The 19269-nt window shown below is 70.8% G+C and carries 16 protein-coding genes and 1 pseudogene; 10 read left to right on the forward strand and 7 right to left on the reverse strand.

The annotated features are described in order from the left end of the window. From ACRWK7_RS11240 to ACRWK7_RS11255, 4 genes and pseudogenes are all read left to right on the forward strand, one after another. Positions 1-128: pseudogene (locus tag ACRWK7_RS11240) on the forward strand (electron transfer flavoprotein subunit alpha/FixB family protein); the annotation flags it as partial. 41 nt (positions 129-169) lie between these two features. Beyond that, entirely contained in the window at positions 170-1048 is an 879-nt protein-coding gene (locus tag ACRWK7_RS11245) for a 3-hydroxybutyryl-CoA dehydrogenase (RefSeq protein WP_431856305.1), read from the forward strand. A gap of 123 nt (positions 1049-1171) precedes the next feature. Continuing rightward, positions 1172-1756: a DUF4142 domain-containing protein gene (locus tag ACRWK7_RS11250; protein WP_431856306.1), complete on the forward strand. Its 585-nt coding sequence runs from the start codon at positions 1172-1174 to the stop codon at positions 1754-1756. 99 nt (positions 1757-1855) lie between these two features. Then, positions 1856-2971 (forward strand): TRAP transporter substrate-binding protein, encoded by a 1116-nt coding sequence (locus ACRWK7_RS11255; RefSeq protein WP_431856307.1) that lies wholly within the window; start codon positions 1856-1858, stop codon positions 2969-2971. Between the two features lie 48 nt (positions 2972-3019). Here ACRWK7_RS11255 and ACRWK7_RS11260 read toward each other — a convergent pair whose 3' ends face one another. Both ACRWK7_RS11260 and ACRWK7_RS11265 read right to left on the reverse strand, forming a co-directional pair. Further along, complete coding sequence (locus ACRWK7_RS11260; protein ID WP_431856308.1) at positions 3020-3268, reverse strand: hypothetical protein; 249 nt, start codon at positions 3266-3268, stop codon at positions 3020-3022. A gap of 372 nt (positions 3269-3640) precedes the next feature. Then, the gene (locus ACRWK7_RS11265) at positions 3641-4249 is read right to left on the reverse strand and encodes a TlpA family protein disulfide reductase (protein ID WP_431856309.1); all 609 of its coding nucleotides are present in this window, start codon (positions 4247-4249) and stop codon (positions 3641-3643) included. A 64-nt stretch (positions 4250-4313) separates the two neighbouring features. Here ACRWK7_RS11265 and argH point away from each other — a divergent pair, with 64 nt between their 5' ends. From argH to ACRWK7_RS11295, 6 genes are all read left to right on the forward strand, one after another. Beyond that, positions 4314-5726 (forward strand): argininosuccinate lyase, encoded by a 1413-nt coding sequence (argH, locus tag ACRWK7_RS11270; protein ID WP_431856310.1) that lies wholly within the window; start codon positions 4314-4316, stop codon positions 5724-5726. Continuing rightward, positions 5723-5908, forward strand: a complete 186-nt coding sequence (locus ACRWK7_RS11275) for a hypothetical protein (protein WP_431856311.1) — start codon at positions 5723-5725, stop codon at positions 5906-5908. Before argH ends, ACRWK7_RS11275 begins: the two co-directional genes overlap by 4 nt. Beyond that, positions 5905-7170, forward strand: coding sequence for a diaminopimelate decarboxylase (gene lysA, locus ACRWK7_RS11280; RefSeq protein WP_431856312.1), 1266 nt, complete (start codon positions 5905-5907; stop codon positions 7168-7170). The genes ACRWK7_RS11275 and lysA overlap by 4 nt, the downstream gene beginning before the upstream one ends. Positions 7171-7373: 203 nt before the next feature. Next, complete coding sequence (locus ACRWK7_RS11285; protein WP_431856313.1) at positions 7374-7793, forward strand: bacteriohemerythrin; 420 nt, start codon at positions 7374-7376, stop codon at positions 7791-7793. Positions 7794-7848: 55 nt separating this feature from the next. After that, positions 7849-10428 (forward strand): TIGR02302 family protein, encoded by a 2580-nt coding sequence (locus tag ACRWK7_RS11290; protein ID WP_431856314.1) that lies wholly within the window; start codon positions 7849-7851, stop codon positions 10426-10428. Between the two features lie 94 nt (positions 10429-10522). Then, on the forward strand, positions 10523-12136 hold the full coding sequence (locus ACRWK7_RS11295) for an FAD-dependent oxidoreductase (protein ID WP_431856315.1): 1614 nt from the start codon (positions 10523-10525) through the stop codon (positions 12134-12136). A gap of 15 nt (positions 12137-12151) precedes the next feature. Here the strand turns inward: ACRWK7_RS11295 and ACRWK7_RS11300 are convergent, their stop codons facing one another. The 5 genes from ACRWK7_RS11300 to ACRWK7_RS11320 form a co-directional block, all read right to left on the reverse strand. Beyond that, positions 12152-12649: a hypothetical protein gene (locus ACRWK7_RS11300; RefSeq protein ID WP_431856316.1), complete on the reverse strand. Its 498-nt coding sequence runs from the start codon at positions 12647-12649 to the stop codon at positions 12152-12154. A 333-nt stretch (positions 12650-12982) separates the two neighbouring features. Continuing rightward, positions 12983-14350 carry a glutamate--cysteine ligase gene (locus ACRWK7_RS11305; protein WP_431856317.1) on the reverse strand — a complete coding sequence of 456 codons (1368 nt, stop codon included), beginning with the start codon at positions 14348-14350 and terminating at the stop codon, positions 12983-12985. An 18-nt stretch (positions 14351-14368) separates the two neighbouring features. Then, positions 14369-15142, reverse strand: a complete 774-nt coding sequence (locus ACRWK7_RS11310) for a 16S rRNA (uracil(1498)-N(3))-methyltransferase (protein WP_431856318.1) — start codon at positions 15140-15142, stop codon at positions 14369-14371. 28 nt (positions 15143-15170) lie between these two features. Continuing rightward, entirely contained in the window at positions 15171-16352 is a 1182-nt protein-coding gene (locus tag ACRWK7_RS11315; protein WP_431856319.1) for an MFS transporter, read from the reverse strand. Between the two features lie 9 nt (positions 16353-16361). Beyond that, positions 16362-19241, reverse strand: a complete 2880-nt coding sequence (locus ACRWK7_RS11320; protein WP_431856320.1) for an ATP-binding protein — start codon at positions 19239-19241, stop codon at positions 16362-16364. Positions 19242-19269 lie beyond the last annotated feature (28 nt).

A 19269-nucleotide genomic window follows, 5' to 3' on the forward strand; every position in this document is an offset into this window, starting at 1 on the left:
GCAAGGTGATCGTCGCCATCAACAAGGATGAGGAAGCTCCCATCTTCCAGGTCGCCGATTACGGTCTCGTCGCCGATCTCTTCAAGGCGGTGCCGGAGCTGACCGGCGAGCTGGCCAAGGCGCGTTGACGGCTTTCAGAACAAACCCCTAGACCTTGCGGGAACATTCCATGGCCACGATCAAGACCATTGGTATCATCGGCGCCGGCCAGATGGGCAGCGGCATCGCGCACGTCTGCGCGCAGTCCGGGTTCGACGTCGTCATCTCCGACATCAGCGAGGACGTCCTCGCCAAGGCGGTCGCCGGCATCGGCAAGAACATGGACCGTCAGGTCCAGAAGGGGAAGCTGGCCGAGGCCGACAAGACCGCCGCGCTCGCCCGCATCTCCACCGGCACCGACCTGTCGGTGTTCAAGGACGCCGACCTCGTCATCGAGGCGGCGACCGAGAACGAGGCGGTGAAGCGCGAGATCTTCAAGAAGCTGGTGCCGAACCTGAAGGCCGAGGCGCTGATCGCGACCAACACCTCGTCGATCTCGATCACCCGCCTGGCCGCCTCCACCGACCGGCCGTCGAAGTTCATGGGCATGCACTTCATGAACCCGGTGCCGGTGATGCAGCTGGTCGAGCTGATCCGCGGCATCGCGACCGACGAGGAGACCTTCGCGGCGATCGCGGAGCTGACCGCCAAGATCGGCAAGCAGGCGGCGGTGGCCGAGGACTTCCCGGCCTTCATCGTCAACCGCATCCTGCTGCCGATGATCAACGAGGCCGTCTACACCCTCTATGAGGGCGTCGGCAACGTGCAGAGCATCGACACCGCGCTGAAGCTGGGCGCCAACCATCCGATGGGCCCGCTGGAGCTGGCCGACTTCATCGGCCTGGACACCTGTCTGGCCGTCATGCAGGTGCTGTACGAGGGTCTGGCCGACTCCAAGTACCGCCCCTGCCCGCTGCTGGTGAAGTACGTCGAGGCCGGCTGGGTCGGCCGCAAGGTCGGCCGCGGCTTCTACGACTACTCGAAGACCCCGCCGGTCCCGACCCGCTAATCCGGTCGGACCTCGGGTCCTCCACAGGCGCACCCGCCCCGGGCAACCGGGGCGGGTCGTTTGATTCTTGGAACCACACGCCGCCCTCGTTGTTCGCCCCTGGAAAACGAGGAGACCTTGAGCATGTGGCGTCCCGCCGCCCCGGTCATGGCGCTGGCCCTGTCGCTGGTTTGGGCGCTCGCCTGCGCCGCGCCCGCGTTCGCGCAACCCGCCGACGGACTCGACCGGCGCGAGCGCAACTTCCTCAACGAGGCGGCGATCCTCAACCTCACGGAGATGCACGCCGGCAAGCTGGCCGAGGATCTCGCCGAGACCGAGGAGGTGCGCGCCCTCGCCCGCCGACTCGCCACCAGCCATGCCTCCGCGCACGAGCGGCTGCGCGCCATCGCGCAGAAGCACGGCGTCACCCTGCCCGACAACCTCGACGCGCCGACCCGCGAGCAGATCGGCGAGATGCAGACCTTCACCGGCCCGGCCTTCGACCGCTATTTCCTGAGCTTCCAGGAAGAGACGCACCTGCGCGCGCTCAAGCTGTTCGACGCCCAGGTCGCCTATCAGGGCGACGAAGGGCTGCACCATTACGCCGAGACGACGCTGGGCCAGCTGAACGACCATCTGCGCACGGTGGTGGACGCCACCGCCGCCATCGCCCGCACGCAGGACCAAGCCCAGGATCCGCAGCAGTCGGCCGAGCAGCCGCCGCGCTGACGAAACCCTGCCATGCCTGCGCGTGGCTTCCTGTTCCGGATAAGTCCCGTTAGCTTCACGGCACGCAACAATTACAACAAACCATCAGGAAGGTGCCCCATGAGGCGTAGGGATCTTTTGAAGGCGACCGGAGCCGGGCTCGCCGCCACCGGTGCCGCCACCGGTGTCATGGGCGTCGCCGCCCCGGCCATCGCACAGACGCAGCCGGCCATCCAGTGGCGCCTCGCGTCCAGCTTCCCCAAGAGCACCGACGTCCTGTTCGGCACCTCGGAGCTGATCGCCAAGCGCGTGGCCGAGGCGACCGACGGCAAGTTCCAGATCCGCCCCTTCGCCTCGGGCGAGATCGTGCCGCCGCTGCAGGTCATGGACGCGGTGCAGAACGGCACCGTGCAGTGCGGGCACACCTGCGGCTACTACTACGTCGGCAAGGACCCGGTGTACGCCTTCGACACCGCGGTCCCCTTCGGCCCGAACGCGCGCCAGCAGAACGCCTGGTTCCAGTACGGCGGCGGGCGCGAGGTGATGCGCGACGTCTTCAAGGCGATCAACATCATCCAGTTCCCGGCCGGCAACACCGGCGTGCAGATGGGCGGCTGGTTCCGCAAGGAGGTCAAGTCGCTGGCCGACCTGCAGGGCCTGAAGATGCGAATCGCCGGCATCACCGGCCAGATCATGACGAAGATGGGCGTCACCCCGTCGCAGATCGCCGGCGCCGACGTCTACCCCGCCCTTGAGAAGGGCACCATCGACGCCACCGAGTTCGTCGGCCCGTACGACGACGAGAAGCTCGGCTTCGTGCAGGTGGCCAAGTACTACTACTCCCCCGGCTGGTGGGAGGGCGGGCCGCAGGTCTCGCTCTACGTCAACATGGGCGAGTGGGAGAAGCTGCCGAAGGCCTACCAGTCGATCCTGGAACTGGCCTGCGCCGAGGCCAACGGCGCCATGACCGCGCGCTACGACGCGGAGAACGCCCGCGCGCTGAAGCGACTGGTCGGCAAGGGTGCGCAGCTGCGCACCTTCTCGCGCGACATCATGGAGGCCGGCCACAAGCACGCCTTCGAGCTGTACGACGAGATCGCCGCCAAGAACGCCCAGTTCAAGACGGTGTACGAGAGCTGGAAGAGCTTCCTGGAGGAGGCGCAGCTGTGGTGGCGCGTCGCCGAGCTGCCCTACGACAACTTCATCCAGCTCGCCGGCAGCAAGCGCAAGGGATAACGCGCTTTTCTCCCTCCCCCCGCAGGGCGTGGGGAGGGAGAAATCCCCTCACTTCTCCTGGGAGCGATCGTACTCGTCGGCCTCGATCTTCTCGGCCTCGTGCGACTTCTCCAGCGCCCGCAGCGTGTGCGCCAGCGCGATTCCGGCGTGGTGCGCGGCGTGGTTGTTGTCGCGCTCCTTGCCCTTCTCCGGGTCCGGCGTCTTGTACTTGATCGCCTTGCGGTGATGGATGATCGCCTTCTCCAGACACGCGATGGCGTCGTGGTGGAGCTGCATCTTGGGGGTGACGTCGCTCATACTCTCGTATTCCTTACAGGTCGGGACGGCAGCAGCCAGAATGGCGAGCGCAAGTCACGGCACGATCGACTGAGTCGTTTATAGCCGGAACGATATTCCTCTTGGGATTGAATATCCTACCCGCCGGAGAGTCCACGGGGCGCGACGTCGCACCCAGGCGACGGAGAAAGCTTGGCGGATCGACCGTGACCGCATCCGGCAGCAAAGCCGTGCGGTGGCAGCGCGCATCTTATAAAGACTTGCCTTTGTTTCCTTGACCGCGGCGCAACACCGGGCCCCCATCCCGGCCTTCCCCCACTGCGCGGGGGAAGGAGCAAAAGGCCCTCCCCCGCGCCGTGGGGGAGGGTTGGGTGGGGGTCCGGCGCGAGGTCGTCACCCGCCCGTCCGCACCATTCCGTTGCCCCGCGCCGGCCCGCGGCTGCCGCCGATCTGCTTGCGCAGGAAGGCGACGACCTCCGGCGAGTCCCATTCCACGTCGCCCTCGACGCGGCCCAGTTCCTGGCCGTCCGGGCCGACCAGCAGCGTCGTCGGCAGGCCGCGCGGCCCCAGCGCGGTCATCGAGGCGCTCGGCTGGTCGAAATACGGCTCCAGGTTCTTGATGCCGAGCTTCTTCAGGAACGGCTCCACCGTGTCGCGCCCGCCGCGGTCCACCGACAGCGCCACCACCTGGAAGTCACGCCCGCCCAGCGCCGCCTGCAGGCGATCGAGAGACGGCATCTCCTTCACGCACGGCGCGCACCACGTCGCCCACAGGTTGAGCAGCACCGTGCGCCCGGCGAAGTCGGCCAGCTCGACCTTGCGGCCCTGCCCGTCCACGAAGGCGAAGGGCTTGATCGGCTTGGCCTCGCCGCCCTTGAAGCGGTCGATTCCCGCGGTTTTCGTCGCCGGCTGATCGGCCCCGAGGACGATCACCTCCGGCCCGCGCACGCCGGCGCGGCCCAGCCCTGCCCACGCCGCGACGCCGAGGACCACACAAACCATTGCGACCGCCACGAAAGTCCGCATAACTACCGTCCTCGCCCCCATCAGCCGAACGTCCCTGTCCATGAGCGCCGAACGCCCCAACACTCCCGCCCCCTCCGCCAGCCAGATGTGGGGCGGCCGCTTCGCCCGCGGCCCGGCCGCGATCATGGAGAAGATCAACGTCTCCATCGATTTCGACAAGCGCCTCGCCGACCAGGACATCGCCGGCTCGAAGGCGCACGCCGCCATGCTGGCGAAGCAGGGCATCATCACGCAGGCCGACGCCGACGCGATCCGCGACGGCCTCGACCGCGTGAAGCAAGAGATCGACTCCGGCGCCTTCGTCTTCAAGACGGAGCTGGAGGATATCCACATGAACGTCGAGGCGCGGCTGGCCGAACTGATCGGCGAGCCGGCCAAGCGTCTGCACACCGGCCGCTCGCGCAACGACCAGGTGGCGACCGACTTCAAGCTGTGGGTGCGCGACGCCATGGACCGCATGGACGCCGGCCTCACCGCGCTGCAGGCGGCGCTGATCGACCTGGCCGAGCAGCACACCGACACGGTGATGCCCGGCTTCACCCACCTCCAGGCGGCGCAGCCGGTGACCTTCGGCCACCATCTGCTGGCCTATGTCGAGATGCTGGGCCGCGACCGCGGCCGCTTCCGCGACGCCCGCGCCCGGCTGAACGAGTGCCCGCTGGGCTCCGCCGCGCTGGCCGGCACGCCCTTCCCGCTCGACCGCCACATGACGGCCGAGGCGCTGGGCTTCAACCGCCCCACCGCCAACTCGCTGGACGGCGTGTCCGACCGCGACTTCGCGCTGGAATACCTGGCCGCCGCCTCGATCTGCGCCGTGCACCTCACCCGCTTCGCGGAGGAGATCGTGCTGTGGTGCTCCGATCAGTTCCGCTTCATCCGGCTGTCGGACGCCTTCACCACCGGCTCCTCCATCATGCCGCAGAAGAAGAACCCCGACGCCGCCGAACTGGTGCGCGCCAAGGCCGGCCGCGTGGTCGGGGCGCTGAACGGCCTGCTGATGGTGATGAAGGGCCTGCCGCTCGCCTACTCCAAGGACATGCAGGAGGACAAGGTGCCGGTCTTCGAGACCGACGACACCCTGGCGCTCTGCGTCGCCGCCATGGAGGGCATGGTGCGCGACATGACCCCGAACCCCAAGGCGATGCGCGAGGCGGCGGAGCGCGGCTTCCTCACCGCCACCGACCTCGCCGACTGGCTGGTGCGGGTGCTGGGCATGCCGTTCCGCGAGGCGCACCACGTCACCGGCCGCGCCGTCAAGCTGGCCGAGGACAAGGGCGTCAAGCTGGCCGAGCTGTCGCTGGCCGACCTGCAGTCCATCGAGCCGCGCATCGCGCAAGAGGTGTTCCAGGTGCTCACCGTCGAAGCGTCCGTCGCCAGCCGCCAGAGCTTCGGCGGCACCGCTCCCACCCGCGTCAAGGAAGCCGTCAAGGCGGCCCGGGAGCGCTTCCTGTGAGCCGCCGTATCGGCCTGACTCTCGCCGTGGCCGCGGCCCTGGCGCTCGCCGGCTGCGGCAAGAAGCCGAGGAGCGTCGACTCCCCGGACGTGGAGCGGGCGCAGCCGTTCCCGCAGACCTACCCGAATCCCAATCTGGACCCGAAGCCGGGCCAGCCCTCCTCCGGCCTGAAGTTCCCATGAACCCGTTCATCTACAAGAATGGCGTGCTGCACGCCGAAGGCGTCTCGCTCCAGGCCATCGCGGCGGAGGTCGGCACGCCGTTCTACTGCTATTCGACGGCGGCGCTGGTCGCCAACTACCGCGCCTACGCGGGCGCGTTCGAGGGGCAGGACGCCGGCGTCTGCTACGCGCTGAAGGCCAACTCCAACCTCGCCGTGGTGCGCACGCTGGCGCAGCAGGGCGCCGGCGCCGACGTGGTGTCGGAGGGCGAGATGCGCCGCGCGCTGGCCGCCGGGGTGCCGGCGAACCGCATCGTCTTCTCCGGCGTCGGCAAGACCAGGGACGAGATGCGCGCCGCGCTGGAGGCCGGCATCTACCAGCTCAACGTCGAATCCGTGCCGGAGCTGGAGGCGCTGAGCGAGGTCGCGTCGTCGCTGGGCGTCGAGGCGCCGATCGCCATCCGCGTCAATCCGGACGTGGACGCCAAGACGCACGCCAAGATCGCCACCGGCAAGAAGGAAAACAAGTTCGGCATCGACTGGGACCACGCCCGCGAGGTGTACGCCCGGGCGGCGGCGCTGCCGGGCATCAGGCCGCTGGGCATCGCGGTGCACATCGGCTCCCAGCTGACCGACCTCGCCCCCTTCCGCGCCGCGTTCGAGCGGGTGGTGGAGCTGCTGCACGCGCTGCGCGCCGACGGCATCGACATCCAGCGCCTCGACCTCGGCGGCGGCATCGGCATCCGCTACCGCGACGAGACGCCGCCCGACCTGAACGAGTACGCCGGCATGGTGCGCTCGATCACCGGCAACCTCGGCTGCCACGTGACGCTGGAGCCCGGCCGCGCGCTGGTCGGCAACGCCGGCATCCTGGTGTCGAAGGTGGTGTACCTGAAGCACGGGCTGGCACGCCGCTTCCTGATCGTCGACGCGGCGATGAACGACCTGATCCGCCCGTCGCTGTACGACGCCTACCACGCCATCAAGCCAGTGGCGGAGCCCGCCCCGGACGTCGAGCCGGTGACGGTGGACGTCGTCGGCCCGGTGTGCGAGAGCGGCGACACCTTCGCGCTGCAGCGCCCGCTGCCGCCGCTGGCCGCCGACGACCTGGTCGCCTTCTGCTCGGCCGGGGCGTACGGGGCGGTGATGGCGTCGACGTACAACACCCGCCCGCTGGCCCCCGAGGTGCTGGTGAACGGCGACGCCTTCGCCGTCATCCGGCCGCGTCCGAAGATCGAGGACCTGCTGGGGATGGACCGCGTGCCGGAGTGGCTGGGGACGTAGGCAAGGTTCCTGCGCCGCCCCCCTCCCAACCCTCCCCCACGTCGCGGGGGAGGGCTTCCAAGGCTGGCGGTGGAGTTCCTCCCCCCGTCGAAGATGGGGGGAGGTCAGGAGGGGGGCTCGATGCGAAAGCCTCCAGCAATCTCCCGCTGCCAAACCCCGCGATTCATGCATAATTCCCGCACGACCACGGGGGAGCGGCGCGCATGGAATGGGACCTCGCCTACTCCATTGGGCTCGGCCCGGTGGATGGGGACCACCAGCGGCTGTTCGCGCTCTACAACCGCTTCAGCGACGCCATCAAGGCCGGCGAGAGCCGCGCGCTGATCGGGCAGGTCCTTTCCGAGCTGGTGGACTATTCCGAGACGCACTTCCGGCGGGAAGAGGCGATCATGCGCCGGTGCGCCTACCCCGACTACGCCAAGCACAAGCGCGCGCACGACGCCTTCGCCGACTACGTGCGCAGCACCGCCGCCGGGCCGGAGCCGTCGGACGAGGACGTCCAATTCCTGCACGGCTACGTGGCGATCTGGCTGTGCGGCCATATTTTGGTCATGGACAAGTGGTTCGGTGAATGGCTGGCGAATCTTCCGGCGGAAACCGCCGCGGGGCAGCCTATATCCTGACGAGACCCGGCCACGCCGACGGTGCCCGGCCGGGGCGACGGCAGCGGAGTGCGGCATGACCGAGCGAGAGACCCAGACGACCCGCGGGCCGGAGCCGGCCTTTCGTCTCCTCCAGGCGCGCGCCGCGCTGCTGTGGGAACGGCTGTGGCCGGCGCTGTGGGCGCCGGTGGCGCTGGTCGGCGCCTTCCTCGTGCTGGCGCTGTTCAACCTGCTGCCGATGCTGCCGGGCTGGCTGCACACCCTGGTCCTGGTGCTGCTGGTCGCGGCGTTCGCTCTCAGCCTGTGGCGCGGCTTCCGCGGCTTCGCGCTGCCCGACACCGCCGCCGCCCGCCGCCGGCTGGAGCGCGACACCGGGCTGCCGCACCGCCCACTGCACGTCCTGCGCGACCGCCCGGCCGGCGGCGACGCCACGGCACAGGCGCTGTGGGACCTGCACCAGCAGCGCATGCGCGACAGCGTGCGGCGGCTGCGCGTGTCCTTCCCCGCCCCCGACGTCATCTCCCGCGACCCGCACGCGCTGCGCGTCGCGGTGGCGCTGCTGCTGATCGTCGCGGGCCTCGGCGCCTGGGGCGACTGGCGCCCGCGCCTCGCCGCCGCGCTGTCGCCGCAGTTCGCCCCCGGCGCGGCGACCGCCGCCGCGACGCTCGACCTGTGGATCAACCCGCCGGAATACACCGGCCTCGCCCCGATCTTCCTGAAGACCGCCGCCCAGAAGGCGCCGACGGACAAGGCGCCCGCGGACAAGACGCACGCGCCGGCCGCGGTGGCGGTGCCCAAGGGCAGCGTCGTCCTCGCCCGCGTCAGCGGCGGCGGGAGCGCTCCGAAGCTGGAGGTCGGCGGAAGCGCGGCGCCGTTCGACGCGGTGGACGCCTCCACCTTCCAGATCCAGCGCCCGGTCGAGTCCGGCACCCGCATCGCCGTCACCCAAGGCGGCGGCACGCTGGGCTCCTGGCCGATCCAGGTGATCCCCGACACCCCGCCGACCATCGACTACGCCAGCCCGCCGGCCAAGAGCGAGCGCGGCGCGCTGCGCATCGAGTACGTGGCGCACGACGACTACGGCGTCACCGCCGCCAACGCCACGGTGCGCCTCGCCACGCCGGAAGGCACCGCGCCGAACCTCGACCGCACGCCGGTCGACCTGCCGCTGGCCCTGCCCGGCGTGCGGCCCAAGGAGGCGCGCAACGCCGGCTTCCACGACCTGACCGCGCACCCCTGGGCCGGGCTGCCGGTGACCGTCCAGCTCGCCGCCACCGACGGCGCCGGCCAGACCGGCAGGAGCGAGGAGTTCTCGATGATCCTGCCGGAGCGGCCGTTTAACCACCCGGTCGCCCGCGCCATCATCGAGGAGCGCAAGAAGCTCACCCTGAACCCCGAGGCCCGCCCCGACGCCGCCCGCGCGCTGGCCGAGATCTCCGCCCGGCCGGGCGCCTACAGCCACGACATCGTCGTGTTCATGGCGCTGCGCGCGGCTCTGGCCCGGCTGATGCTCGACCAGTCCAACGAGGCGATCCCCGAGGTGCAGAGCCTGCTGTGGGAGACCGCATTGCGCATCGAGGACGGCGGCCTGTCGCTGGCCGAGCGCGACCTGCGCGACGCCGAGCGCCGGCTGGCCGAGGCGCTGGACCGCAACGCCTCCGACGAGGAGCTGAAGCGGCTGATGGACGAACTCCAGCAGGCCATGGACAAGTTCATGGAGGCCATGGAGGAGCAGCTGCGCCAGGCGCTGGAGCGCGGCGAGCAAATCCCGGAGATCCCGCCGGAGCTGGCCAACCGCATGATGGACCGCAACGACCTCCAGCAGATGCTGGACCAGATGCGGCAGATGGCGGAGACCGGCGCCCGCGACGCCGCCCGCCAGATGCTCTCGCAGCTTCAGCAGATGCTGGAGAACATGCGCGCCGGCACCATGGCGCAGCAGGGCCAGCAGGGCCAGAACCAGGCGTGGGAGATGATGCGGCAGCTGCAGGAACTGTCCCAGCAGCAGCAGCAGCTGATGGACCAGACCTTCCAGCAGTCGCAGCAGGGGCAGCAAGGCCAGCAAGGGCAGCAGGGCATGCAGCAGCCCGGCCAGCAGAGCCCGCGCGGCCGCAGCCAGGGGCAGCGCGGCCAGGGACAGGGGCAGCAGGGCCAGGGCAGCCCGACCATGCAGCGCCAGTCGGAGCAGCAGGAGGCGCTGCGCCGCCAGCTCGGCGAGATCATGCGCCGCATGGGCGAGATGGGCGGCGAGATCCCCCGCCCCCTCGGCCGTGCCGAGCGCGCCATGCGCGACGCCGGCCAAGCGCTCCAGCAGGGCCAGCCGGATGCCGCCCTGCCCTCGCAGGGGCAGGCGATGGACGAGCTGCAACAGGGCCTGCAGAGCTTCGCCGAGCAGATGATGCAGCAGATGATGGGCATGCAGCCCGGCATGCAGCCGGGCCAGCAACAGCAGCAGCGCGCCGGCCGCAACCGCGACCCGCTGAACCGCGGGCGCGAGGGCGGCTACAGCATGGGCCAGGACGGCACCAAGATCCCGGAGAAGGCCGACCTCCAGCGCTCCCGCGAGATCCTCGACGAGCTGCGCCGCCGCTCGCAGCAGTACACCCGCCCGCAGTTCGAGAGGGAGTACATCGATAGATTGCTGCGGCAGTTCTAGGAGGCTATGACGCCCGGCACAAACGTGGAGGCCGCGTTGGCAGCCACGGCGTGTCCCCCATATCGTCGCAGGGGGATCGCACGAGCCGGGCGCCATGCTCATCGAGGGAGACACACTTCCCAGCGGAGCCGTGATCGACACGGACGTCTGCATCGTCGGCGCCGGCGCCGCCGGAATCACCCTCGCGCTCGAATTCGACGGCACGCCGCTGCGCGTCGCCCTCCTCGAAGCCGGCAACCGCACCTTCTCGCGGCGGGTGCAGAGCCACTACGCCGGCACCTGCTCCGGCCTCATGCTGCCGCCGCCGACGGTGAGCCGGCTGCGCTTCCTCGGCGGATCGACCAACCGCTGGGCCGGGCTGTGCCGGCCGCTCGACCCGCTGGACTTCGAACGGCGCGACTGGATTCCCGACAGCGGCTGGCCGATCGGCGAACGCGACCTGCGCCCCTACTACGCCCGCGCCGCGGCGCGGATCGGCCTGCCGAACGCCGGATTCGACCCCGAGCCGTGGGCGGCGGAGGACGGGGGTCCGCTGCTGCCGCTGCCGCCGGACCGCTTCCGTACCGGCGTCACGCAGGTCCTCCCCACCCGCTTCGGCGAGGCGCACCGCGACGCGCTGGCGCGCTCGGGGAATGTCCGCTGCCACCTCGACACCAGCGTCGTCGACATCGTGGTCGGCGCGCATGACGACGTGGTGCGCGAGGTCGCCGCGGTCACGACCGGCGGCCGGCGGCTGCGGGTGCGCGCCCGCGTCTTCGTGCTGGCCTGCGGCGGCGTCGAGAACGCGCGGCTGCTGCTCAACGCCGACCGGGTGCGGCCGGCCGGGCTGGGCAACGGGCACGGCCATGTCGGGCGCTGGTTCATGGAGCACCGCGTCTCCTGGCCCGGCCTGATCGAGCCGAGCGGGCCCGATGCGGCGCTGTGGTTCTACAGCCGGCACGCCCTCGCCGGCGGCGGCCCCTGCATCGAGGGTTCGCTGCGGATGGCGCCGGATCTGGCGCGGCGGGAAGGCCTGCTCAACACCCATTTCAGCCTGGAGCCGTTCAGCAAGGCGTACTCGCGCGGCGGCCGGTCCTGGGTGGTGCTGCGCGACGGGCTGCGGCACGCGTTCCGGGGCGGCGGCGACATGGTCAGCGACGTCGGCTATCACCTGCGCAACATCGCGCGCGATCTGGACTGCCTGACCGAGAACCGCCTGCGCAAGCTGTTCGGCATCGACCGCGACCCCAGGCGCTGGTTGATCAAGGCGGAGGTCGAGCAGGCCCCGACCCCCGACAGCCGGGTGACGCTGACCCGCGACGTGGACGCGCTGGGCCTGCGCCGCGTCGATCTGCACTGGCGGACCAGCGCGCTCGACCGCCACAGCGTCCGCCGCGCCGTCGAGCTGCTGGGCGAGGATCTGGAGCGGCTGGGCATCGGGCGGGTGCGCGTGACGATGGACGAGCGCGAGGACCGCTGGTCGCGCTTCGACCACTGGGGCAACCACCACTGCGGCACCACGCGCATGAGTGCTTCGCCACGCGACGGCGTGGTGGACCCGGACGGGCGCGTGCACGAGTTGGCGAACCTCTACGTCGCCGGCAACTCGGTCTTCCCGACCGAGGGCACCGCCCCGCCCACCTTCACCACGGTCGCGCTGAGCATCCGGATGGCCGAACACCTGGTCCGGGTGGTCCAGGGCGCGGCGCTGGAGGTGGACGGGGCGTGATGCCCGGCCTTGGGATCAGTCCGCCTGGGCGCGGCAGGAGTCGAGGGCGCCGATGGCCTTGCGGGTGTCGTCCAGCGAATAGGTGCCGGAATAATTGTCCGGCTTGTCCGGCACTTCCATGTACAGCTCCTTGCCTTCCATCAGGGAGCGCACGGAGTCGGAGTTGGCCTGCAGCACCACGGCGGCGGTGTTCTTGTCGGCGGCGAAGCCGTCCACCTTCGCCTTCCAGCGCTTATCGACCTCAAGGAGGACCTTGAACTCCTCCTTGTCCTTGTAGGCCGTGTCGGTGTCGAAGAACGCCAGCAGCAACCCCTGCCCCTTGGCCAGGTAGGAGATCATGATGCCGATGGTGTTCTTGTTGTCGCCCTTCCAGGTCTGGGTGATGGCGCACTTCTTGCCGAGTTCGACCGTCCAGACGCCGACCGTGGACTGTGCCTGTACCGGGGCGGACAGCATGAGGGCGACCGCACCCAGGGTGCCCGCCCCCAGGATACCAGAGACAAGTCCACGCATACGCTTCTCCCGCAAATGGTTGTCCGAGCAAACTGCTCGCCCATTCACGATGATCGGGCAATTTCGGGCCGTCCAGACCAATCGGCCGGTCGGCCTGTGATCATTGGCCCGTTGCCTTCATGCACCCCTCTTCCGTCACCCCCGCGCAGACGGAGATCCAGGAGGCCTTGTCAGATCAATGGCTTGGCTGACTCTCTGGATCCCCGCTTTCGCGGGGATGACGGTTGCGAAAGGGACAGGAAGACAAACACGCGCCTTTCTCCGGACAGGCGTGCGCCTTCGCGGGGATGACGGCAAAAGGCGCTCAGCCCGACCGGGGAAGAGCCCGAACGCTCAGTACGCGTACTCCTTGAACACCGGATCGACGCTGCCGCCCCAGGCGCCGTGGAACTTGGCGAGCAGTTCGTCGGCCGGCGTCTGGCCCGATTCGGCGATGGCGAACAGGGTGTCGAGGAAGTGCGCCTCGTCGTCGCCCCAGTTGTCGTTGCGCCGCCGCGCGACGAGCCCGGCGTGGGCGATCTCCAGCACCTTCAGCGCCACCTCGCGCACCGTGTCGTCGCGGAACGGCGTGCGCAGCGCGTGGCGCGGCACCTCGGCGCGCAGATGGGCGCGCTCCTCGGTGGTCCAGTCCTTGACGAGGTCCCAGGCGGCGTCGAGCGCCGTGCCGTCGTACAGCAGGCCGACCCACAGCGCCGGCAGCGCGCACAGCCGGCGCCACGGGCCGCCGTCAGCGCCGCGCATCTCCAGGTACTTCTTCAGCCGCACCTCGGGGAACGAGGTGGTCAGGTGGTCGGCGAAGTCGGTGATCAGCGGCGTCTCGCCGGGCAGCGCCGGCAGCCGGCCGGCCATGAAGTCGCGGAACGACTGGCCGGACGCGTCGATGTACGTGCCGTCGCGGTACACGAAGTACATGGGCACGTCGAGCAGGTAGTCGACGTACCGCTCGAACCCGAAGCCGTCCTCGAAGACGAACGGCAGGTCGCCGGTTCGGTCGGGGTCGGTGTCGGTCCAGATATGGCTGCGGTACGACTGGAAGCCGTTCGGCTTGCCCTCGGTGAAGGGCGAGTTGGCGAACAGCGCCGTGGCGATCGGCTGGAGGGCCAGCGACACCCGGAACTTCTTCACCATGTCGGCTTCCGACGCGAAGTCCAGGTTGACCTGCACCGTGCAGGTCCGCGTCATCATGTCGATGCCGAGGGAGCCGCGCTTGGGCATGTACTCGCGCATGATGCGGTAGCGGCCCTTGGGCATCCACGGGATCTCGTCGCGCCGCCACTTCGGCTGGAAGCCCAGGCCGACCATGCCGGTGCCCAGTTCCGCCCCGATCTCCTTCACCTGGCGCAGGTGGTTGTGCACCTCGGCGCAGGTCTGGTGCAGCGTCTCCACCGCGGCGCCGGACAGTTCGAACTGCCCGCCCGGTTCCAGCGTGATGTTGGCGCCGTCGTCCTGGGTCAGCGCGATGATGTTTCCGTTCTCCTCCACCGGCTGCCAGCCGTAGCGCTGCAACCGCGTCAACACCTCGCGGATGCCGTCCGGCCCCTCGTAGGGCAGCGGCTTCAGGTCGGACAGGCGGTAGGCGAACTTCTCGTGCTCGGTGCCGATGCGCCAGCTGGACTCCGGCTTGTTGCCGGACTCCAGGTACGCCACCAGTTGGCGCCGGTCGGTGATCGGCTCGCCGCGCGTCTTCGGGGGTGCGGACATGGGGGCTCCGGCAAAATCTCAATAAGAACGGAAAGGCGGCCGCGCGTCCGCGCCGCCCGCCGTCCAGTCGCCCGCAAGGGCCTGCCAGCAGGCGAGCGCGGCGAACGCCGCCGTGTCGGCCCGCAGGACCCGAGGCCCCAAACCGACAGGGACAACAAAGGGTAGTTTACCAAGATCGTCAAGTTCCGCCTTCGCAAAGCCGCCCTCCGGCCCGACCAGGAAGGCGGCCGGCCGGCCGGCGTGCGCCCGCACCGCCTCGGCGATGGGCTGCGCCGCGCCGCTCTCGCGGCAGAGGAACAGCACGCGCCCCTCCGGCCACGCCGCCAGCGCCTTGTCGAGCGCCACCGGGTCGGGCAGGTCGGGCACGGTCAGGCGCTCGCACTGCTCGGCCGCCTCCACCGCGTTGGCGCGCAGGCGGTCGAGGTTGACGCGGTGCGGGTCGGTGTGGCGGGTGAACACCGGCCAGATGCGCGCGGCGCCCAGCTCGCTCGCCTTCTCCGCCACGGTGTCGATGCGGCCGCGCTTGATGGGGGCGAACAGCAGCCAGACGTCGGGGCCGTCCTGCTGCGGCCGGCGCTGCGTGGTCACGGTGAGCGAGCACCAGCCCTTGCCGAAGCCGTCGATGACCGCCAGCCACTCGCCGTCCTTGCCGTTGAACACGGAGATGGCGGCCCCCTTGTCGAGGCGCAGCACGTGGCGCAGGTAGTGCGCCCGCTCGTGGTCGAGCCCGACCGCCTGCCCCTCGGCCAGGGGGGAGTCGACATGCAGGCGGGTGCGGGGTGCGTCAGTCATCGTGGATCCTCGGGCAACGGGTGCCGGATTATAGGGGAAAACCCCGCCGCACCAGCAACAGCCCCAACAGCGCGGCGGCCGAGAATCCGGCGCCGGCCCAGAACGTCGCCGCCGGGCCGATCGCGCTCCACAACGCGCCGGCCAGCACGCTGGCGGCCAGCAGGGCCAGCCCGGTCACCAGATTGAACACGCCGAACGCCGTGCCGCGGCGGTCGGTCGGGGCGCCGTCGGCGACCAAGGCGGCGAGCAGGCCCTGCGTCATCCCCATGTGCACGCCCCACAGCGCCGCCCCGATGACCACCAGCAGCGGCCCGTCGGCCAGCGCCAGCGCCGCGTCGCTGAGGATCAGCACGGCGAATCCGGCGAGCAGCAGCCCGTGCCGGCCGATGCGGTCGGACAGCGCGCCCACCGGGTAGGCGGTCACCGTGTAGGTGACGTTCATCGCCACCATCACCGCCGGCACCAGCGCCAACGCCAGTCCCACGTCCTGCGCGCGCAGCACCAGGAACGCCTCGGAAAAGCGCGCCAGCGTCATCACCACCGCCACCGCGACCAGCGCCCAGAACGGCCGGCCCAGCCCGGCCAGCCCCGCGCGCGTCCAGATCGGGTGGAGGGCCCGCGCCTTGGGAATGCCCGGCGGCTCGCGCACGCCCAGCGCCAGCACCACCACGCACAGAACGGCGGGCAGCGCCGCCACCCAGAACACCAGCCGCACGTCGTCCGACGACAGCGCCATCAGCGCCATCGCCGCCAGCGGACCCAGCACCGCGCCCACCGTGTCGAGCGCCTGCCGCAGGCCGTAGGCGGCACCGCGCTGCTCCGGCGGGGTGAGGTCGGCGACCAGGGCGTCGCGCGGGGCGCCGCGGATGCCCTTCCCCACCCGGTCGACGAATCGCGCCGCCAGCACCATGGCGACGGAGGAGGCCAGCGGGAACAGCGGCTTGGTGACCGCCGCCATGCCGTAGCCGAGCAGCGCCAGCGGCTTGCGCCGGCCGATGCGGTCGCTGAGCGTGCCGGAGAACAGCTTGACGATGGAGGACGTCGCCTCGGCGACTCCCTCGATGATGCCCACCGACAGGGCGCTGGCGCCCAGCACGGTGACGAGGAAGACCGGCAGCAGGCTGTGGATCATCTCCGACGAGAGGTCCATCAGCAAGCTGACCAGCCCAAGCGCCCACACGCCGCGCGGCAGCGGCTTCCGTTCCGTCATTCCCATGTCCTATGCGCGCCCGGCCGGCACCGGCGGCGTCCTGAGGAGGTCGCAGAGCAGGCGATGCAGCTCGGCCGGCGGCACCGGCTTGTGCAGCGTGACGAGGCCGCGGCCGGTGGCCTCCGCCCGGAGCGCCGGGGCGGTGTCGCCGGTCAGCAGGATGGCCGGAAGCTCCGCCCCGAACACCCGGCGCAGCGCGGCGATGGCCTCCACGCCGGTGTGGCCCTCGCGCAGGCGGAAGTCGGCGATCACCACGTCCGGGCGGCGGCCGTACGCCTCGGCGCGGCGCAGCGCGGTGTCGGCGTCGGGTGCGTCGATCACCGCGCAGTCCCAGGTTTCCAGCATCGCGCGCAGCCCCTGCAGAACGATCGCGTCGTCGTCGATGATCACGGCCAGGGCGCCGGAGGCGGTCTCGGCGGAGGGCGGCGGCGGCGGCACGGCGCGCGGCACGGTGGCGCTCAGCGGCACTTCCACCGCGAAGACCGAGCCGTGCCCGGGCCGCGAGCGCACCTCCAGCCGGTGGCCGAGCAGCCGGGCCAGCCGCCTGACGATGGCGAGGCCGAGGCCGAGCCCCTGCATGCGGTCGCGCGCCGGGTTGTCCACCTGCACGAACTCGTCGAAGATGTCGTCCAGCCGTTCCGGCGGGATGCCGATGCCGGTGTCCCACACCTCCACCCGCAGCACGCCGCCGCGCCGCCGCGCACCGACCAGCACGCCGCCGCGCTCGGTGTACTTCAGCGCGTTCTCCAGCAGGTTGCCGAGGATGCGGCCGAGCAGCGTCGCGTCGCTGTCCACGCTCAGCGCACAGGGCACCACCGTCAGGTCGAGCCGCTTGGCGGCGAAGCGCGGCGCATACTCGGCCTCCAGCCGCTCCAGCAGCGGGCCGACCGCGAACGGCGCCGCCCGCGGCGCGATCACCCCGGCGTCCAGCTTCGACAGGTCGAGGATGCCGTCGAGCAGGCCCTTCAGCGCGTCCAGCGCCTGGTGCATGGTGCCGACCAGCGGCTGCGCCTCGTGCCCGGCCAGACGCTCGCCCAGCACGTGGACGAAGAACAGCAGCGACTGCACCGGCTGGCGCAGGTCGTGGCTGGCGGCGGCCAGGAACTTCGACTTGCTGACGTTGGCGCGCTCCGCCTCGTCCTTGGCGTCCCGCAGCGCGTCCTCGATGGCGTGGCGGTCGGTGACGTCGAGGTTAAGGCCGGTCATCCGCACCGTCCGCCCAGAGGAGTCGGCGAAGGTCCGGCCGATGGCGGCCAGCCAGCGCACCTGCCCGTTGGGATCGACGACGCGGAACTCGCTGGCGAAGGGCACCACCGCCGCCACCGAGGCCTTCGTCTCGGTCCAGAAGCGCTCGCGGTCTTCAGGGTGCAGGCGGCGCTCCAGATGCTCGCGCGTCGGTTCCCCCTCGGGGGCGGGATAGCCGAACAGCCGCCACTCGCTGTTCGACCAGGTAATGCGACCGGTGGTCACGTCCCAGTCCCACAGCCCGGCGTTGGCGCAGTCGAGCGCGAAGTCCAGCCGCTCGGCGTGCTCGCGCTTGGCCCGCTCCGCCTCGTGCAGGTCGGTGACGTCGAGCACCACGCCGTCCCACACCACGGTGCCGTCCGGCAGGCGGGTGGTGGTGGCGTGCGTGCGCAGCCGGCGCAGAGCGCCGTCGGCGTCGTGCAGCTCGCCCTCCAGGCGCATGGGCTCCAGCGTGCGGGCGGTGCGGGCCATCGCCTCTGTCCAGCGCTCCGCGGTCTCCGGTGTCATCCGGGCGAGCACCGCGTCGGTGTCGACAAGTCCGCTTCGCACCGTGCCGGGCTCCAGCCCCAGCGCCCGCTCGGCCGCGTCGCTGAGGTACGGGTAGGCGACCGTCCCGTCGGGGCGCAGGACGCGGCGGAAGATCACGCCGGGGAAGTTGGCGGCGATGTCGCCGAGCCGGCGCTCGGTCGCCTTCTCGGCCTGGAGGTCGGCGAGCCGCCGCTCGGCCAGCTGGCGGCGGGTGAAGGAGCGGATCATCGCCTGCGCGAGAACCACGGCCAGCGCCAGCGCCAGCGCGCCGCCGCCGTACAGCGCCCATTGGGCCTGCCGCAGGATCTCCTGGATGGCGGAGCGCGGCGTGCCGACCAGCACCTTCCAGCCGGACAGCGGCGCGGTGGCGTAGACGCCGAACACCGGCGTGCCGTCGAGCGCATCGGCCTCGAAGCTGCCGGACGGCCCCTGGGAAACCCCGGCGAACTGGGAGGGCGTGGGATGGCTGCCGACAGCCGGGTCGTACTGGTCGCGCGACAGCGTGCGGGCGATCACCCGGTTGTCGCGGTCGAGCAGCAACAGCCGGCCGCCGGGCATGGTCGGATGCTCGCCCAGCACGGTGTGGAACGTCCAGGCCGGCAGCGTCACCACCAGCGTGTGGCGGACCTGCCCGGCGACGCTGACCGGCGCGCGGATGGAGATTACCGGCTCCGCGATCCGCTCCGGCAGCCGCAACAGCCCGCTGACGATGGTGCGGCCGCTGTTCAGAACCACCCGCAGATCCTCGGATAAGGCCGGCACCGGCAACGGCGCGCCGAACGGCAGCCGGGTGTTCACCAGCTGGCGCGTGTCGTCGGTCAGGATCACCGACAGCCAGTAGCCGCTGGCCCCCAGCGCGCGGCGCGCGGCGCGGTCGAAGGCGGCGATGTCGCCCGACTGCAGCGACTCCGAGGTGGCGAGCGTCTGCACCGCCGCGATCTCGCGGGCGAGCTGGCGGTCCACGGTGGCGGCGGCGGTCGCGGCAGTGGCGCGCAGCCGCTCATCGATGAGCGTGCGCTCAACCCCGCTGTAGTGTGCGACGACCAGCGCCGTGAACAGCACGACGGGCAGCAGCGCCGCAGCGACGAGGAACACGAGGTGGCGCGGATTGAGCATGCCGTTCCTGACTGCGCGTCGAGGCGGT

The sequence above is a fragment of the Azospirillum sp. genome (assembly GCF_050789165.1).

What these genes read in the sequence shown, in the direction of transcription:
- ACRWK7_RS11245 (WP_431856305.1), top strand. Translation starts at nt 170, where the DNA reads ATGGCCACGATCAAGACCATTGGTATCATCGGCGCCGGCCAGATGGGC.
- ACRWK7_RS11250 (WP_431856306.1), top strand. Translation starts at nt 1,172, where the DNA reads ATGTGGCGTCCCGCCGCCCCGGTCATGGCGCTGGCCCTGTCGCTGGTT.
- ACRWK7_RS11255 (WP_431856307.1), top strand. Translation starts at nt 1,856, where the DNA reads ATGAGGCGTAGGGATCTTTTGAAGGCGACCGGAGCCGGGCTCGCCGCC.
- ACRWK7_RS11260 (WP_431856308.1), bottom strand. Translation starts at nt 3,268, where the DNA reads ATGAGCGACGTCACCCCCAAGATGCAGCTCCACCACGACGCCATCGCG.
- ACRWK7_RS11265 (WP_431856309.1), bottom strand. Translation starts at nt 4,249, where the DNA reads ATGGTTTGTGTGGTCCTCGGCGTCGCGGCGTGGGCAGGGCTGGGCCGC.
- argH (WP_431856310.1), top strand. Translation starts at nt 4,314, where the DNA reads ATGAGCGCCGAACGCCCCAACACTCCCGCCCCCTCCGCCAGCCAGATG.
- lysA (WP_431856312.1), top strand. Translation starts at nt 5,905, where the DNA reads ATGAACCCGTTCATCTACAAGAATGGCGTGCTGCACGCCGAAGGCGTC.
- ACRWK7_RS11285 (WP_431856313.1), top strand. Translation starts at nt 7,374, where the DNA reads ATGGAATGGGACCTCGCCTACTCCATTGGGCTCGGCCCGGTGGATGGG.
- ACRWK7_RS11290 (WP_431856314.1), top strand. Translation starts at nt 7,849, where the DNA reads ATGACCGAGCGAGAGACCCAGACGACCCGCGGGCCGGAGCCGGCCTTT.
- ACRWK7_RS11295 (WP_431856315.1), top strand. Translation starts at nt 10,523, where the DNA reads ATGCTCATCGAGGGAGACACACTTCCCAGCGGAGCCGTGATCGACACG.
- ACRWK7_RS11300 (WP_431856316.1), bottom strand. Translation starts at nt 12,649, where the DNA reads ATGCGTGGACTTGTCTCTGGTATCCTGGGGGCGGGCACCCTGGGTGCG.
- ACRWK7_RS11305 (WP_431856317.1), bottom strand. Translation starts at nt 14,350, where the DNA reads ATGTCCGCACCCCCGAAGACGCGCGGCGAGCCGATCACCGACCGGCGC.
- ACRWK7_RS11310 (WP_431856318.1), bottom strand. Translation starts at nt 15,142, where the DNA reads ATGACTGACGCACCCCGCACCCGCCTGCATGTCGACTCCCCCCTGGCC.
- ACRWK7_RS11315 (WP_431856319.1), bottom strand. Translation starts at nt 16,352, where the DNA reads ATGACGGAACGGAAGCCGCTGCCGCGCGGCGTGTGGGCGCTTGGGCTG.
- ACRWK7_RS11320 (WP_431856320.1), bottom strand. Translation starts at nt 19,241, where the DNA reads ATGCTCAATCCGCGCCACCTCGTGTTCCTCGTCGCTGCGGCGCTGCTG.